Origin of the sequence: uncultured Algimonas sp. (genome assembly GCF_947498175.1) — a bacterium.
Taxonomy (GTDB): Bacteria; Pseudomonadota; Alphaproteobacteria; order Caulobacterales; family Maricaulaceae; genus Litorimonas.
This window is the reverse complement of the sequence record NZ_CANMJB010000003.1, coordinates 22780-39468: the sequence shown is the minus strand read 5'-3', so window position 1 is coordinate 39468 and position 16689 is coordinate 22780. Positions and strand designations below refer to the sequence as shown.

The window sequence follows — 16689 nt, the reverse complement described above, 5'->3', positions numbered from 1 at the left end:
TGGCCGGAACAGAGGTCTGGGTGGGAAGACCGCTAATGTGAAGGAGCCCGTGTGCCCGATGAGAGGGACAGTCGCGCAGAACAGGAACAGCTCGAACGCCGCAGGCTTTCGCGTCTGATCGACGCCCTGCCTGTCTTTTCGGGCTTCACCTCGCCCGACGGGCATATCATCCAATCGCGTCCGGAAACTTCGGAATCGTTTCTCTGGGCCGTTCCGAGCTTCGCCTATTCCCACGATTCCATTTCCCAAATCGTCGATCTTTGCGAGCTGGCATCGAAGGGCGAACGGGTCCAGGTCGAGCGGGCCTACCTGAAGGAACGAACCGGGCCGAGCGACATATACGGCCGGGGCCTGCTGACGCTGACGCCGGTCAGGGACGGCAAAGGCCATGTCGACGAACTGGCCGTGACCTTCATCGATTGCGACGATAACGGACTGACGCCGCAGGATCCGTTCGCCAAGTCGCGTCTCACCGAAGCCAATGCCCGCATCGAATCCATGCTCAGCCTCGCCCAGACCGTGATCGAGAATTTCCGATCGGCGGACCGGCCGCAACAGGACCGGGACAAGCTCTCGGACCGGTTGGACGCACTTGCATCGGTCATCGACAGCGTCAGCGATCCCGACATCCAGAGTCTTGGTCTGAATGCGTTGCTCGCGACGGCGTTCGAGACCGTGCCCGCAGCCATGCGCAAGACGCGTCTGAAGACGCTTCTGGACGGCGGGAATGTCCCCGTTGCATCCGTACCGCTGATGACGCTGCTTTTATCCGAATTGGTCGACAATGCCCGTCGTCACGGGGCTTTGCGCGACACGGATGGGCCGTATTGCGGATCCGTGTCCATCCAGTCGGACGTCCTGGATAGCGCGCAGGGCCGGGTTCTCCGGCTGCACTGGATCGAGGATGGCGGCCCCCGCGTCTCGGCCGCGCTGGGCCGCGGTTTCGGTCTCGTTCTGGGCGAACGTCTGTTCCCGCAGATCACGGGCGGGAAATCCCATCTCCTCAATCTCGAAGACGGGTTGAGCTGGACCTTCGAACTGCCCGTGCCGGACGGGGACGATTTCGACTTTGACGGCATCGACGCATGAGCGGCCCGACCGTCGTCCGCCCCAGCGCGTTTCATTCACCGGTCCGCAAGACGCGCCTCCTGCTGGCAAGCTTGCCGATCTTCGCCGGTCTTCTGTCCGAGGACGGCCAGGTTTTGGAATGCAATTTCGGGCCTCTGGGCGGACCGCTGGAAGACCGCACCGACTGGATCGGACGGCCTTTCGAGCACGGTCCGTGGTGGGATTATTCGGAAGGGTCGCGCGCCGCCATCCTGATCATGCTGGGCCGCGCGAAGAACGGCCATCCCGCATCCGAAGAACGGCTCTATCGCAAACCGAATAGCGACATGGGCGTGATGGCCCTTACACTGACACCTCTGTTTGCCCCTTACGGACAACCCGACGCCATCCTGGTCACGGCCGTGGACGTGACCGAGCGGCGACGCGAAACCGACACGGCCGATCACATCGCCCACGACATGGCGCACCGCCTGCGCAACAGCTTCACCATCATGCGGACATTGGCCACACGGGCGGATCCGGATGAGGCCGCGCATCTGTCGCGGCGCCTGTCGCGCGTCCGAGACAGCCATTCGCTGTCTTACCGCTATCTGTTCTTCGATGTGCCCATACAGGATCTGGTCGAGGCGACGATCGACGACCGGAGTCAGTTGACACGCTACGAATTCGATCCCGTCGGAATACCGGCAGAGCATGCAGAGACCCTGATGCTGGCCTTGGGCGAACTGGCCTTGCCCGGTCACAAGGCCGAACTGGTGGCTCAACGCATCGGCGCCGACCGGTTGACGCTGCATTGGACGGAGTCCGCGCCCCGCCCGGAGGCGGACATGCCGCAGGGGCTGTCGCATGTGCTGCTCAAGACCGTGCCGGAGCAGAAGATGCAGGGCACGGTGACGATCGATAACGGCTCCAGCGGTTTCAGCTGGTATCTCGATTTCCCGCTTCAGACGCGGGACGCTGCGGAAACGGCCTAGAAGTTCGGCAGGGAGGGGCTGATGGGATCGGTCGCGATCTGGCTCGCTTGCGGCCAAGCGCAATAGTCGGCTGCGTAATAGGCACCGGGGCGGAAATTGCCCGACAGGCCAGGCCCGCCGAACGGCATGGAACTTGCGGCCCCCGTCGTCGGCTTGTTCCAATTGGCGATCCCGGCGCGCAGTCGCGGCCGGACACGCTTCCACAGCTCTGCATCGTCGCTGACCAATCCGGCGGCCAGACCGAAGCGCGTGGCGTTGGCCTTGGCGATCTGATCGTCGATGCCGTCGATGCGGTGGACCTGCAGGAAAGGGGCGAAGATCTCCTCGTCCGGGGCGTCAGCATAGGTCACGTCCATCAGGCCCGGCCGCAGGAAAGCGCCGTCGCGTTCCAAGGCGACCAAACTGCGCCCGCCTCGCTCGCGCAGTTTCGCTTCGAACTCCATGGCGGCTTTCGCCGCATCCTTGGATACGACGGACCCGATGAAGACGTCCTCGTCCGGCGTTCCTATCTTCATTTCGTCGATCCTTGCGACGATCCGGTCCAGCACGGCATCGCCGAACGCGCCGGTCGGCAGGATCAGACGCCGCGCGCAGGAACAGCGCTGTCCGGCGGAAATGAAGGCGGAGACCGTCGCTATGTCGGCGGCCGCGTCCACATCGGCTGCGTCATGGACGATCAGCGGATTGTTGCCGCCCATTTCCAGCGCGAGAATGACATTGGGCCGCCCGGCGAAATGCTTGTGGAAGAATGTTCCCGTCGCCGCACTGCCCGTGAAAAGCAGTCCATCGATGTCGGCGTCGAGCAAGGCCGCACCCGTCTCGCGCCCGCCCTGCACGACATTCAACACGCCGTCGGGCAAACCGGCGGCCTGTCCGAGTTCGACGAAAAGCCGGCCCAAGCTCGGCGCGAGCTCGCTCGGCTTGAACACGACCGTGTTCCCGGCCAGCAGCGCCGGGACGATATGACCGTTGGGCAGATGGCCCGGAAAGTTGAACGGCCCGAACACGGCCATGACGCCGTGCGGACGGTGATGCAGGCTCATTGCCTCGGACTCGGCCGACCCTGCCCGTTCCGCCTGAGCGCGAATGCTGTGCGCGACCTTGCCCGCCATTGCGCCGGCTTCCGTACGCGCTTCCCACATCGGCTTGCCAATCTCGTCCGATATGGCCCGGGCGATCTCCTCCTTGCGCACCGTAACGGCCTCGGCCCAGCGTTTCATCATCGCCACGCGTTCGGATAGGGGCGTCAGGGAGAAGCCATGGAACGCCTTGCGCGCCGTCGAGACGGCGGCATTCACGTCCGCCGCCGAAGCCGCCGTGCCTTCCCAGACGATCGCGCCTGTGATTGGATTGGTGGATTTCACGACATCAGTCTCTTGATTGCGGGACCGTCCATGCGGCCGTCGGCGAGGCGGTTGAGGATCAACGTCGTCAACCCGGCCCGTTCGCTCAGGCTGTCCACGACCATGAATTCCTCCGCCGAATGAATGCGCCCGCCGCGAACACCCAACGTGTCGATATTGGGCGTCCCGGCAGCGAAGACGTTGTTGCCCTCGCACACGCCGCCCGTATCCTTGAAGACCAGGTCCAGCCCGATCCCCTTGGCCGTTTCGCGCACCTCGCCGATCAACCGGTCCTGCGCGGCGTTGCGGGGCTTGGGCGGTCGGTAAAAACCGCCATGCACATGGGCCGTTATGCCGTCGCGCTGCAGTGTCTGTTCCAGCGCCGCCATGATCTGGGCTTCGGCCCATTCGGCGGCGTCCGGATCGGGCGCGCGGCTGCCGACGCGCAGCACCGCATTGTCCGGCACGATGTTCACGGCCGCGCCCCCGTCCACGCTGCCGACATTGAACACGACGCCGTCGCGCACGCCCATCAACGCTTCGACCTTCAGCGCCATCTCGCACGCCGCCCAGACGGCGGAGCGCCCTTTTTCCGGCTCTCGCCCGGCATGGGCGGAGCGGCCCCGAAAGACGATGTCCCAGATGCCCGAACCCTTGCGCGCCCCGGCCAGAGCCCCGTCTTCCATGGCGGGCTCGAACGTCAGGCCGACATGCGCTTGGGCGGCGGCTTCGCGCAGGAAGGAGTCGGACGCGAAATTGCCCGTTTCCTCGTCCGGCGTCAGAATGACCGTGTAACCGAGCCGGTCCTTCTGGCCGTGCGCTTCGCCCACGGACTCGAAGGTTTTCAGCGCCTCGATCATGACGGTGATCCCGCCCTTCATGTCGGCCAGGCCCGGCCCGTTCAGCTTGCCATTGCCGATCTCGGTGATGTCGGTGAAGGTCTTGGGCGGAAAGACCGTGTCGTAATGGCCGGTCAGCACGATCTGGATGGGGGCGTCCGGACGCTGCACGGCGCGCAGGACCGGGCCGGTGTGGAAGGCGTCGGTCTCGCCCTTGGCGTTGATCTTCTCGATCGGCGGGGCGTCGACGGTTTCGACCGCCGCCCCGGTTTCGCGCAAGGCGTCGGCAATGTCCGGGGCAAGCCGCCTCAGCCCGTCCGCATTCCAGCTGCCCGTATTGATCCGGGCCCACCCCAGCACGCGCTCCAACATCGCATCTTGGCGCGTGGCGACATGGTCGAGCGCGGCGTGATCGGCGGCATTCAGGTCGGACAGCATCAGGCAGCCTCGTTCTGGAAATCATACAGTTTCGGCAAGTCGAGCGCGCTGCTCAGCGCGTCGAGCGCACCGCGCACTTCGGACAGAAAAGCCGCATCGCCGATATCATCCAGCGTCAGCCGGTCGCGATAATGGTCCGTCACGACACGTCGCAGCGCGTCGATCCTGTCTTTCGTCATGATCACGCCCGGATGGACGGCATTCATCGCGTCCTCGCTCATGGCGACGCGCAGGCGCAGGCAAGCCGGTCCGCCGCCATTGCTCATGGACTGGCGCAGATCGAGGTAATGCGCATCGCCGATCATGCCGTCGGCCAGCAGGCGGTCCACATAGGCTTTGGCGCTCGGCGTCTCTTGCGTCTCGGTCGGCAGGATCATCGCCATGCCGCCCTCCGGCAAACTCACGAGCTGCGAATTGAAGACATAGGATGCGACCGCATCGCCAATGGGCATGTCGGCGCGGGCGAAGCGCGGCGCGAAGCCGAGCGGTTCGCAGGCCTTGCGCAGTTCCGCCTCCATTGCGTCCGGATTCTCGAAAGCCAGGGCGTGATAGAGCATCGTGTCTTCGTTCACGACGCAGACCACGTCGTTGTGGAACGCGCCTGCATCGATGGCGGCGGGGTTCTGGCGCAGGAAACGGGCGTGGCTCACCGCGTGGCGCCGTGCGAGCGCCTGGACGCTTTCCAGGGTCTGGCGCGCCGGGAATCGCGGATCGTCACGGCTGGGATTGAGCGCCGCGCGGCCATGGACGAAGACTTCCAGTCCGGGCTCGCCGTGCCTCCGGCACAGGCGATTGTGATTGGCGGCCCCTTCGTCGCCCATCATCGGGTTCATGGGCAGCGCGTCATGGACGGCGAAGTGGGACTCGTCGGCGAAGATGCGGCGCAGCATGCGGGTGGTGAGGCCGTGCTCCAGCGCACGGTGCGGCATGGAGATCAGGTTGGCCGGCGTGAAATGGACGCGTCCGTCTGCCGTATCGGGCGCGGGCGAAACGGTCGCCGCATTCGCGGTCCACATGGACGACGCCGAACTGACGTTCGCGAGCAGCGCCGGATTGGCCTTGTAGGCGGCCGCGACGATATCGCCGTCCGTGCCGGTGAAGCCCAGCGCGCGCAGGACGCCGGTGCGCGGACCGTCATGCGGGGGGATCACCCCTTGCGGCAGGCCGAGACCCAGCAATCGTTCCATCTTGGCCAGACCTTGGAGCGCGGCGGCGCGCGGGTTCGACACGCGCCCCTTATGCGCAGCCGAAGCGATATTGCCCCGGCTGAGGCCCGCATAGTTGTGCGTCGGGCCGACCAACCCATCGAAATTCGTCTCGCGGACCATCAGCCGGCTCTCTCTTCGGCCAGGGCGATGCGTTCGGCCCCGAAGCCCCGGGCGCTTTCGTCCAGAACGCCGGTCGCGATGTCGCCGGTGCTGAGCGTCGCGCGGAAATCCGGGCCTTCGCCGCGGAAGGCCAGGACACGTTGCGTGCCGCTACCATGGAAGGACAGGGTTCGGGCGGTGCGCGCGACCAGCGTTTCCTCGGCGCGGCACTGGATGGCTGGACCGCCGTCGAAGATGTCGCAGAGTTCGGTGTCCTCGAAGCCCGCGCCCATCAGCAGGTTCATGGCCCCGCGCGACACGTCGTGAGGCCGGCCGACGCAGATCCGCGCCGCATCCGGCAACAGGTTCATCAGGATCGGCAGGGACGGCATCAATTCCATGATGAAGCGTCCGTCGCTGGCCGACAGCCGGTCGGCGACGTCGAAATCCGTGGCGATGAACTTGCTCGTCAGATATTCCCAGAACGGGCTGACCCCGCCTTCGTCCACCCAGCCGCGAATGTCGGCCATCAGCTTGTCCGCGAACAGCGCCCGATGGGTTTCGACGAAACAGAGCCGGCCCAGCGACAGCAGGCGCGCCACGCCGCGTCCGCGCGCTTCCGGTGCAAGATAGATCGAGGCCAGTTCGGTCCAGCCGTCGAAGTCGGTCGTCAGCTGCAAGGTTTCGTAGTCGACGCGCAGATCCAGCTGTGAAGAGCGGCGTGCATGGCGCGAGCGCTTGAACGAATAGAAAGGCCGGTCGAGGCCGAGCCGCGGGATGATTCCGGAAATACCCATGACGGCGCCGCCCCGTTCGACCACGAAGAGCAGGCGGTTGGCGTCCGTGTCCCCGCTCAGGAATGCATGCGTGGCATCGATGTAACCGGCGACGCGGTCGGCGCTGCGCGGCACGGTCGTCAGGCCGGTTTCGGCGGACCGGGTGAACCGGGTGATTGCAGCGGCATCGTCCGGTGTGGCGAGGCGGAAGACGTCCAGGGTGGCACTCACAGGGGGGCACTCATTGCTTGCGCCCGCAAGCCGGTCCGTCGGGGCACAGCAGTCGCGAGGGCGTGCAGCGTGTCTAACGCTCTCGCCGGGCGACTTCAAGAGGCCCCGTTGCACGCGCTGTCATCACGCGCGCTGTCGTGACCCCTGTCACGGTCCGATCATAATCCCAGCCTATACTTGCAATTCAAGGTTTGGATTTCATGTGGCCGAAGTCTTCGGCCATGATGGGGTCACCGCAGCCCGCCCCACAAGCATTTGCCAGGAGTCAATCATGAGGCAGTTTTCCAACGTTCTTTGCGTCATCGAAGAGGATGACCCCCGCACCGGTCTCGAGCGCGCGATTGCGTTGACGAAACGTAATGGCGGGGTGCTGACGCTCGTCTCCATTATCGAAACGATGATCAGCGCCGCGTCCGCCGGGCGGTTCCATGACGAATTGTCCGAAGCCTTCGACGCCCTGCGCACCAAGCGTCTGTCGCATCTGAAAGAGCTAGCCGCCAACGTGCCCGACGACATTAAGACCGTGTGCGAAGTGATGGACGGGCGGGCCTATATGGAAGTGATCAAGCGCGTGCAGCTCTACGATCACGATCTCGTCGTCGCCCATGCCCGCGAATTCGGCGGACCGTTGAAACGGCTCTTCGTCAGCGAGGAAATGCAGCTGCTGCGAAAATGCCCTTGTCCGCTGCTGCTCGTGAAGCGTTCGCAGACCAAACCGTTCGAGCGCGTCTTCGCCGCCATCGATTTCGACCGGGACGACGACGAAGCCTCCGTCAAGGTCAAGGCTGGACTGAACGCCAAGATCGTGGACATGGCGGCGACCATCGCCGATCAGGACGGCAGCCGCCTGGATATCGTCAACGTCTTCACCGTGCCGGGAGAGGGCGCCATGGTCGCAGGTTGGATTCCGATGACGCCGGAAAACCTGTCCGATTATTCGCAGACCTGCCGCGCGGAGGCCGAAAAGCATCTAGAGGCGGCCGTAGCGGATGGCGGCAAACGGCTGGACCTGCCGATCTTCGATACGGACCGTATCACGACTCACGTGGTCAAGGGCCGCGCCCGGGTGGAAATCCCCGAAATGGTGCAGGGCATGCAGTCCGATCTGATCGTCATGGGCACGGTCGGCCGCGTCGGCGTGCCGGGCTTCCTGATCGGCAATACGGCCGAGACGATACTGGGATCGATCGACTGTTCGGTGCTGGCGCTCAAGCCCGACGGGTTCGAGAGCACGGTGACGGTGGATCGATAACGGCGTGCAGGCCGCCAATCGGCTCTGGCGCATCGCGATTTTCGATCCTTGGTCTGAGGATCCCGCCTGTAGGACGGATTGCGATACGCGTACCGGTGGTCGGACTCGAACCGACACGTCCCAGGGACACGGGATTTTGAATCCCGCGTGTCTACCAATTCCACCACACCGGCGCGCGGGACAGGGCTTTAGCCGCGATTGCGCGCTGGTCAACGGGGAACGTCACGTCGGCCCGTCCCGATGGGACTCTTCAAGACCCGATTGAGCGATTCAAGGCCAATCGAGAGCCCGAAGCCGCGGGAATCCGTAATCCGCGAAGGCAGCCGCCCGCGCCGCATCCGTGTTCGGCGCCGTCAGCCACGCCGTGCCGTCGATCGACGGCACGCGGCGCGGCGCGTTCATGCCGGACAGCAGGCTGTCCACCCGTCGGGCCACGGCGTCGCCGCTGTCGATCCAGTCCACCGGATAGGGCGCGGCCGCGACGAGTTCGTCCCGCAGCAGCGGGAAATGCGTACAGGCGAGCACGACCGCGCTGATCGGCGAACCCCGAAACAGCGGCGCGATCTCCGCGGCGATCACCGCCGGGTCGGCGGCCTGGCCGCGCAATTTGCGCTCGGCTTCCTCGACCAGCGCGACCGAGCCGCGCAGGCGCACCGCGCAATGGCTGGCATAACGGTCGATCAGCGCATCGACATAGGCGCGCCGCACCGTGCCCGGCGTTCCCAGCACGCCGATGCCACCTGCGCCTTCTGCGCTCCCTGTGCATAATCCCGCGGCCGCCGGCTTGATCGCCGGCACCACGCCGACGACCGGCATGTCCAGCGCCGCGCGGATCGCGGGCAGTGCCGTGGTCGAAGCCGTGTTGCACGCCACGACCACCAGATCCGGCTCTATACGGGCGCAGAGGGTACCAAGCAGGGACGGGATGCGCGCATGCAGCTGCGCCTCGGTCTTGTCGCCATAAGGACGGAACGCATCGTCGGCCAGATAGGTCTGGGCCACGTCCGGCAGGCGCGCCCGGATGGCCGCACTGACGGACAGGCCGCCCACGCCGGAATCGAAGACCAGCACATGCCGGTCGCACGGGTCGCTCGTCCTATCGGGTCGTGAGGGCGTCATGGACGCATATCTAGACACATCATCGCACCAACATGCAGCGAAATTAAGTTTATTTTATGCAAACGACCCCGTAGCCCGAAGCCATGAGCGAGGGGGCGTCCATTCCGGAGCGGCGTTACGGCGCCTGGGCAGCGGGCCTGATCGCCGGTTTGCTGATGTTCCGCATCGCCCTGCTGTTGTTGAGCCCATCGGGCCTGCACGGGGACGAGGCGCAATATTGGACGTGGGCGCAGGATCCGGCTTTCGGTTACTATTCGAAGCCGCCCATGATCGCTTGGATCATCTGGACGACGACCACCCTGTTCGGCGATGCGGAATGGGCGGTCCGGCTGGCTTCGCCCATCCTGCATGCGGGCACGGCGGCGATCGTCTTCCTGACGGCGCGGAGGCTCTACAGCGCCAAGGCGGGATGGTGGGCGGCTGCGCTCTACGCGCTGATGCCAGGTGTCGCCCTGTCGTCGGCGCTGATCAGCACGGACGCGGCGCTGCTGCTGTTCGTGGCACTGTTCGTCCACGCCTGGGTCCGGCTGCGCGACGAGGCCGGATGGGGCTGGGCCATCGGTCTCGGAGCCGCTCTGGGGCTGGGACTGCTGGCCAAATACGCCATGATCTACGTGCTGCCCGCCTTCGGCCTGGCGCTGATCTTCGACCGGCGGACACGGCAGGCAATGCTCGGCCCCAAAGGCGTTTCGGCCGCACTTGTGGCCGCCGCCCTCCTCGCGCCGAACCTCTTGTGGAACGCGCGCAACGATTTCGCCACGCTGGTCCATACATCGGACAATGCCAACATGCAGGACGGGTTGCAGTTCGATCTGGCCGAGTTGGGCGAATTTCTGCTTGGCCAATTCGGCGTATTCGGACCGGTGACGTTCCTGCTGCTGCTCGTCGCACTCTGGCAATGGCGACGGCGCGCACGGCGCGACGGGTTCGAACCGTGGCTGATCATCCTCGTCCTGACGCCTTTGCTGGTCATCTGCGTCCAGGCCCTGCTCAGCCGCGCCAACGCCAACTGGGCCGCCGCCGCCTATGCCAGCGCGCCGGTCCTGCTTGCGGGCTGGGCGGTGCAATGGCGCGTGGCGCAACGCTGGCTGATGATCGGCGTCGCCCTGAATTTCGCCGTCGGCACGATCGGTGCGATGATTCTGATATCGCCGGCCCTCGTGGACCAGGTCGGGTTGGCCAACGCCGTCAAGCGCCTGCGCGGCTGGCCGCAAACCGTCGTGGCCGTGCGCGATCTTCACGAAAGGGGCGACTATGCGGCCATTGCCGTGGACAATCGCCTGCTGTTCTACAACCTGATCTATTACGACATCGAGGCGACCGCGCCGCTGCGCATGTGGCGTTACGAACCGCGTCTGAACAGCCATGCGGAGCTGACATCCGCCTTGCCCCTGAAAGCGGCGGCGGCGGACGACCGGCCCGTTCTGCTGATCTCCCATTTCGAGACCTACGCGCCCTATTTCGAGCGCGACTTCGATCGGACCGAACGGCTGGGCGAAATCGAAATCGAGCTGGGAGGCGGCCGGGTGCGCCGTCTCACGGCCTATGCCGTGTCGGGCTATCGCGGCCCGGCCTGGCGCGACTAGGGCGGTCTCTTTGCCGCCTTCGGCTCGTCCCTTCACTTGCCTCCGTGAGCGGCATCGCCCCATAGGCGCTTCAGCGTCGCATCGCGGCGGCAGCCGAGCCGGTAGGCGCGGTAGCGGATGGGGTTCTTCTTGTAATAATCCTGGTGATAGTCTTCGGCGTCGTAGAAGGTCACGGCGCTCAGCACGGGTGTGACGATATCTTCGTCGAACGGTTTTGTTTCCTGCAACCGCGCCAGGCTGGCCTCGGCCGTCTCCCGCTGTTCGGGCGTGGCGAAGACGGCCGTGCGGTAGGACGATCCGGTGTCGCAGAACTGTCCGTCCGGATCGGTCGGATCGACCGTCGTCCAATAATAGTCGAGCAGCTGCTGGTAGCTGACCTGCGCCGGATCGTAGAGCACTTCGGCCGCTTCGTAATGACCGGTCTCCGTATTGCTGACGGTCTTGTAGTCCGGATCGGCCAATTGCCCGCCCGTATAGCCGGACACGACCTCGAGCACGCCCGGCAGGACTTCGAAATCCTTCTCCACGCACCAGAAACAGCCCCCGGCGAAGATCGCCGTGGCCAGACCGTCCGGCGCGTCCGACAGATAGGGCGCTTGCGGACCTTCCACGGCCGCCGCGACCATGGTCTTGGGTTCGGAGCGCGGTTCCGTCTGTTCGCCGTCCGTCTGGACGCGGCTCGGCGCTTCGGCGCAGGCGGCGGCAAGGGTCAAGACGACAAAGGCGGCGAACAGGGGGCGGTGTGTCATGATGATACTATGGGATCGGGCGGGAAACGGTTCCAAGAAGTTGCGGTGAGACTCGAGTGAAGCGTTCGCGACCGTCTGTCCTCACGCTGCCGCGCGGGCCTCCTTATAGGCGGCCAGGACGCGCTCGCGCGCTGCGCCGTGCTCCACGATCGGCTCCGGATAGGTCTCTCCCAGACTCACGCCGGCGTCGGCCAGAACGTCTTCGGGCGCCATCCAGGGCTGATGGATGTACGCATCCGGCAGATCTTTCAGCTCCGGTACCCAGCGCCGGACATAGTCGCCGTTCGGGTCGAACTTCTCGCCTTGGCCGAACGGGTTGAAAACACGGAAATAGGGCGCGGCATCCGCCCCCGTGCCCGCCACCCATTGCCAGGACGCGGCGTTGGAGGCGAGGTCCGCTTCCAGCAGCGTATCCCAGAACCAGTCCTCCCCGTCGCGCCAATCGATCATGAGATGCTTGATCAGGAAGCTCGCCACCACCATGCGCACCCGGTTGTGCATCCAGCCCGTCGCCCAGAGCTGGCGCATCCCGGCATCGACGAAGGGATAGCCGGTCCGGCCTTTCGTCCACGCCTCGAATGCCTGTTCGTCGTGATCCCAGGCCATCGCGTCATAACCGTCGGCGAAGTTCCGCGTCGCCAGTTGCGGGTTGTAGTAGAGCAGCGTGTAGGAGAATTCGCGCCAGCCGATCTCCGTCAGGAATTTGCGCGACGTGTATTCATTGTCCTTGCAGGCGTCCCAGACGGCGCGCGGGCTGATTTCCCCATGCGCGAAGTGCGGCGACAGTTTCGAAGTCAGGTCCTTGTCCGGCCGGTCGCGCCCCTTGGCGTAGTCCTCGATCGGCCCGTCCAGGAAATCCGCCAGCCGAGCCTTCGCGCCCGCCTCGCCGGGCGTATGGTGGTCCATCATCTTGGACCCCCAATCCGGATCGGTCGGCAGCAGTTCCCAATCGTCCAGATCATCCGAGCCGAGATTGCCGCCGACACTGTCGAGCCGATCGGGCGCAGGCAGCGGTTCGCCCACATCCATCCCCTCCTTGGCCCGGCGCCAGAACGGGGTGAAGACGCGGTAGGGCGTGCCGGATTTGGTTTCCACCTCCCACGGCTCGACCAGGAGATTGCCCTTGAAGCTCTCAACGCTCAGGCCGCGTTCTCGCAAACGTTCCTGTATGGCCGCCTCGCGCTTGCGGTCGGGTTCATGGTAGCGGCGGTTGAAGAACAGCGCGCCCGCGCCCGTCTCCTCGACCAGCGCGTCGATCACGTCTGCCGCCGGTCCCCGGCGCAGGGCCAGCCGCCCGCCGCGGTCTTCGATGTCCGCAGCCAGCGCGGCCAGGGAATGATGCAGCCAGACCCCTCGCGCGCCGCCATGGACCCGGTCCGCATCGTCTTCGAGCACGAACAGCAGCACCAGCGGCCCGCCGCGCTCGACCGCGGCGTGCAGCGCCGGATGATCGGACAGGCGGCGGTCGTCGCGGAACCAGACGATGGAGGGGGAGGTATCGGTCATGGGATGGATACGGCTGGACCGGAGGAATTGTTTCGGAACGACCGCCAAGTTGGGTCGACAGGCCGACCGACCGTGCTTGCCGTTATCGGGCGGACCGGTCGCAGGGGCGTCGGCCGGGACGACTCGCTTCTCCTGTCACGCGACTCCAACCATGGCTCTCCGACGCCACATCACTGTATTTCCGCCACCCGCTTTTGCGACCGACAGTCCGTTTTCAGGATCTTCATCGCCGGGTTCGACCTGGGGTCCACTACGGGACGGTCGGGCTGGCTGGAACCGTTGGGAGATGGATCCCGGATCAAGCCCGGAATGAGGATTGTGGGGATATTGGATGGGCGAACGGCCGTTTGAGCTTTCGGCGCAGTGTTCCCTTTATCGTCCTTTGGGACGAACGTCGGGCCGACGAGCTTTGCGACGACCGGCTGCGTCGGTCTCAGACGCGCATGCAGGACGCAAATTTAAAGAGCCCATCTTATCTGACCTGCACCCACCTCCCATCCGTTCGCCATGCCGTCAGCGGTCCGCCGGCGCGGCGGGTGAAGTCGGTGCAGACGACGTTGGGGGCGCGGTAGGGGGTGTCGTCGTCCAGGCCGTAATGGCCGAAGACGACCGTCGGCGCGTCCGCCGGATAGGCGGCGTCCGTGTCGAGGGGTGGGACGCCATCGCCCAAAGCCTTGCGGTCGGACGGCCCGGCGATCTGCGCGGCGAGGTCGGACGCCCCGGCCGCGTCCCACCAGGCCAGGCGCGCCGTGTCGCGGATAAAGCCGGTCTTGTCCGTATAGGTCCGGCCCTCCGGCAGGGGGAAGCGCGTGCCCTTGGTCACGCGTTCGACCGCCGCGCGCAAGGCGGCGTCGCGCGGCCAGCGGTCCGTCCAGTCCGGCGGCAGGCGGCCTTCGCGGTCGCAGATGCCGCGCAAATAGTCGATCGTGCCAGCGTGCCATTCGGCATGGACGAGGCGGAGGCCGTGCGTCTCGTGAAAGAGCGGCAGGCGCGCGAACCAGCCGATCACATCGGCCGTTTCCGGCGCGCCGACCGGATAGTCGCGCAGGAAGGCCGCGTGCTGTGCAAATGTCTTGGCAGAATGCTCGCGCAGGGGGGCGCCGTCCGGTCCGCGCGTGTGGAACAGCACGGCGTTCAGTTCGTGATTGCCCATCAGACAGGTCGCGCGGCCCGCCCTGACCAAGGCGCGCACGGTTTCGACAACGCCGCGATTGTCATGGCCCCGGTCGACCAGGTCGCCGATGAAGACGAGCTCGTCGCCTCGGCTGTCGTCGTCATGGCTGTCGTCATCCAGGCCATCGTCATCTGACCCGAAATCGTCGTCGATCCGCGCAAGCAGCCTATCAAGCAGGTCCGCTTCGCCGTGAATGTCGCCGATGACGGTAAGATGCCGGGTCGGATGACGGGCCATCAGAATCGCTGCGGCGGCTCCGTGCGGAAGCCGATGCGCGCATGACTGCCATCGCAGAAGGGTTTGTTGGCGCTCGCCCCGCAGCGGCACAGGCGGCAGGTCTGCGTCCGTTCCACGCCGCGGCCCGTGCCCGTGAGGATCTCCAGCGGGCCGGACACCATCAGCGGACCGTCCATTTGCGGATCGATGCGCAGCGGTCCGCCGCGCACGTCCAGCGCGGTCATGTCGCGCGTTACCGGTTCGCCGGATGCGGCGAACGGCTCCACGCCGCCCTCTGCGTCGCCTTTATGCGAGCCGTCGCAATAGGGCTTCTCGGAACTGAGCCCGCAGCGGCACAGCACGCGCCGCGTCCCGGCGGGCTGGCCGTCCAGAATGATTTCGGCGTTCACGGCATAGGGGCCGTTTTCATAGATGCGGGCCGTATTGACCTGCGGCGGCACCTCGTCGGGGCCGTCGTCGCGCCGTTCGATCTGGATCGCGCCGGACGGACATTGCTTGGCGATGTGGACGAGATGTTCGGCGTCGGTCTTGTCGGGATAGAGCCAGTCGCCCTCGACATTGGCGAGGAAGGTCTTCGGCGCGCCCGTCACGCAGTAGCGGGCATGGATGCAGCGCGATCCGTCGAACCACAGGACGACGTCCTCGCCCTCGATGCGCTCCGTGCCCTCGCCGACGATGCGCTCGATGGCCGGGGTGTAATCGGGACCGCTCACGCCGCGCGCTCCGCATCTGCGCCGCAGATGATCGCGACATGGCGCGCGAACGTCTGCGCGACCCCCTCTAGCATGTCGAGCGAGCGGTCCACCTTGGGATGCAGGCCGCGCATCGCCGCCCCGCCTTCGACCAGTTCGTTGAAGCGGCAGTTCAGCACCTGCCATTCCGTGCCCATCGGCAGCGGGGCCAACCCCCGGACCATGGCAAAGCTCATGCCCGCATGGCAGTCCGCCCCGTCATGGGCCGGATACGTGGTCAGCGCTTCGGCCGCCGGGGTCATGGCATGCATCAGGTCGGTCGCCGCATTGACGAGGACGCGCTTCTCGTACGGGTCGCCCGGCCCCGTTTCCGGACGGCCGAAAGCCTGGCTCAGCAGGCGCAGCTGCTGCACGTAGAGCGCATTGGCCAGATCCAGCACCTGCGCCGCGTCGTGATGGGTGATCCAGACCTTGCCGTCGGGCGTGGGCGGGCGCCGCATGACGGGATTGTCCGCGACGGGACGTGCCGGGATGAAGTCGGGATCGTCGGCGAGCAGGTCGCGCCATTCGCTGCGGATCTTGCAGAAGCGGTCGAAATGGCTGTTATCCGTATGGTGGTCCGCGCCCTCCCCCTGTTCCTTGATGATCTCGACCGCCTGTCTGGCATCATCGAGATTGCAGATCGTCATCAAGCCGGGCAGAGGCGTGATGTCGGGGCCGACCTGGCGCGACTTGTCGCCGACGAACAGATGTCCGGCGCCGTAGCGCTCCTGCAGCGTCTCGAGACTGCGCACGATCGTGTCGTACAGCTCGCCGACCGTTTCGTAATCATAGGTCACGGGCATGAGCTGCGTTTCGGGCAGGGGACCGCGTTCATAGTCGCGGTCGCCGCCAAAACCTTCCCCATCGGGCTCGTCGCTGTCGAGCGGACGTTCCAGGAAGATGAAATGCTGCAGCGTGTCCGGCGTGAACCGGGCCAGGCGCACGCACATGGCGGCGGGCAGAGGGCCCGGCGCGATGGGGAAGTTCAGCCGGTTGAAATGGGCCGGGCCCCCGACCGCGACCGACAGGTTGGCGACGATGGCCAGGTGGCTCATCTCCTCGACCGCGACGCGGATGATCGAGGCGCGCCAGCGCCGCACGGCGTCCAGCTGCCGCGCCGTCAGCCCGTCCGCTTCCTCCGTCTTCAGCGAGAAGGCCGCATAGAGATAGGTGCACATCAGCGTGTGTTCGACTTCCGCGGCCTCGCCCAGCATGCCGATCAACTGTTCGCGCGAGGTGATGTGGCCCGCGCCCATGACCGGGATGCCTTCTACGGGGTGTTCTTCGTCCGTGCCGGACCGGTCTCTGCCGCGTTCGTTCTTGTCGAGTCGATCCATGCGTGCCGCCTTGTCTTCG

Annotated in this window: 14 protein-coding genes and 1 tRNA gene; 4 read left to right on the top strand and 11 right to left on the bottom strand. The window is 65.8% G+C overall.

What is annotated here, in order from left to right; all coding sequences use genetic code 11:
- The first annotated feature begins 51 nt into the window (after positions 1–51).
- Together Q0718_RS04995 and Q0718_RS04990 are read left to right on the top strand one after the other, a co-directional pair.
- Positions 52–1089, top strand: coding sequence for an HWE histidine kinase domain-containing protein (locus tag Q0718_RS04995; protein WP_298914389.1), 1038 nt, complete (start codon positions 52–54; stop codon positions 1087–1089).
- Positions 1086–2042: a PAS domain-containing protein gene (locus Q0718_RS04990; RefSeq protein ID WP_298914386.1), complete on the top strand. Its 957-nt coding sequence runs from the start codon at positions 1086–1088 to the stop codon at positions 2040–2042. The genes Q0718_RS04995 and Q0718_RS04990 overlap by 4 nt, the downstream gene beginning before the upstream one ends.
- Here the strand turns inward: Q0718_RS04990 and astD are convergent.
- The 4 genes from astD to Q0718_RS04970 are packed head-to-tail and all read right to left on the bottom strand — an operon-like array spanning position 2039 to position 6976.
- Positions 2039–3406, bottom strand: coding sequence for a succinylglutamate-semialdehyde dehydrogenase (astD, locus tag Q0718_RS04985; RefSeq protein ID WP_298914384.1), 1368 nt, complete (start codon positions 3404–3406; stop codon positions 2039–2041). The two genes, Q0718_RS04990 and astD, sit on opposite strands and share 4 nt — an antisense overlap.
- A complete protein-coding gene (locus Q0718_RS04980; protein ID WP_298914381.1) occupies positions 3403–4662 on the bottom strand; it encodes a hydrolase in 1260 nt (419 codons plus the stop codon). The genes astD and Q0718_RS04980 overlap by 4 nt, the downstream gene beginning before the upstream one ends.
- A complete protein-coding gene (locus Q0718_RS04975) occupies positions 4662–5990 on the bottom strand; it encodes an N-succinylarginine dihydrolase (RefSeq protein ID WP_298914378.1) in 1329 nt (442 codons plus the stop codon). Before Q0718_RS04975 ends, Q0718_RS04980 begins: the two co-directional genes overlap by 1 nt.
- Complete coding sequence (locus Q0718_RS04970; RefSeq protein WP_298914376.1) at positions 5990–6976, bottom strand: arginine N-succinyltransferase; 987 nt, start codon at positions 6974–6976, stop codon at positions 5990–5992. The genes Q0718_RS04975 and Q0718_RS04970 overlap by 1 nt, the downstream gene beginning before the upstream one ends.
- 271 nt (positions 6977–7247) lie before the next feature.
- On the opposite strand from Q0718_RS04970, the gene Q0718_RS04965 reads away from it, so the two are divergent.
- Positions 7248–8228, top strand: a complete 981-nt coding sequence (locus Q0718_RS04965) for a universal stress protein (protein ID WP_298914375.1) — start codon at positions 7248–7250, stop codon at positions 8226–8228.
- A gap of 90 nt (positions 8229–8318) precedes the next feature.
- On the opposite strand, the gene Q0718_RS04960 is transcribed toward Q0718_RS04965, so the two are convergent.
- Positions 8319–8401: transfer RNA gene (locus Q0718_RS04960), tRNA-Leu, on the bottom strand.
- A gap of 97 nt (positions 8402–8498) precedes the next feature.
- Entirely contained in the window at positions 8499–9347 is an 849-nt protein-coding gene (gene murI / locus Q0718_RS04955; protein ID WP_298914373.1) for a glutamate racemase, read from the bottom strand.
- 83 nt (positions 9348–9430) lie between these two features.
- Here murI and Q0718_RS04950 point away from each other — a divergent pair, with 83 nt between their 5' ends.
- Positions 9431–10933 carry a glycosyltransferase family 39 protein gene (locus Q0718_RS04950; RefSeq protein WP_298914371.1) on the top strand — a complete coding sequence of 501 codons (1503 nt, stop codon included), beginning with the start codon at positions 9431–9433 and terminating at the stop codon, positions 10931–10933.
- Positions 10934–10965: 32 nt separating this feature from the next.
- On the opposite strand, the gene msrA is transcribed toward Q0718_RS04950, so the two are convergent.
- From msrA to Q0718_RS04925, 5 genes are all read right to left on the bottom strand, one after another.
- Positions 10966–11682, bottom strand: coding sequence for a peptide-methionine (S)-S-oxide reductase MsrA (gene msrA / locus Q0718_RS04945; protein ID WP_298914368.1), 717 nt, complete (start codon positions 11680–11682; stop codon positions 10966–10968).
- A gap of 81 nt (positions 11683–11763) precedes the next feature.
- Positions 11764–13188 carry a deoxyribodipyrimidine photo-lyase gene (locus Q0718_RS04940; protein ID WP_298914365.1) on the bottom strand — a complete coding sequence of 475 codons (1425 nt, stop codon included), beginning with the start codon at positions 13186–13188 and terminating at the stop codon, positions 11764–11766.
- A 472-nt stretch (positions 13189–13660) separates the two neighbouring features.
- Positions 13661–14599 (bottom strand): metallophosphoesterase, encoded by a 939-nt coding sequence (locus Q0718_RS04935; RefSeq protein WP_298914362.1) that lies wholly within the window; start codon positions 14597–14599, stop codon positions 13661–13663.
- Positions 14599–15312, bottom strand: a complete 714-nt coding sequence (locus Q0718_RS04930) for a CDGSH iron-sulfur domain-containing protein (protein ID WP_298914360.1) — start codon at positions 15310–15312, stop codon at positions 14599–14601. Before Q0718_RS04930 ends, Q0718_RS04935 begins: the two co-directional genes overlap by 1 nt.
- Positions 15309–16670 (bottom strand): ferritin-like protein, encoded by a 1362-nt coding sequence (locus Q0718_RS04925; protein ID WP_298914357.1) that lies wholly within the window; start codon positions 16668–16670, stop codon positions 15309–15311. The genes Q0718_RS04930 and Q0718_RS04925 overlap by 4 nt, the downstream gene beginning before the upstream one ends.
- Positions 16671–16689 lie beyond the last annotated feature (19 nt).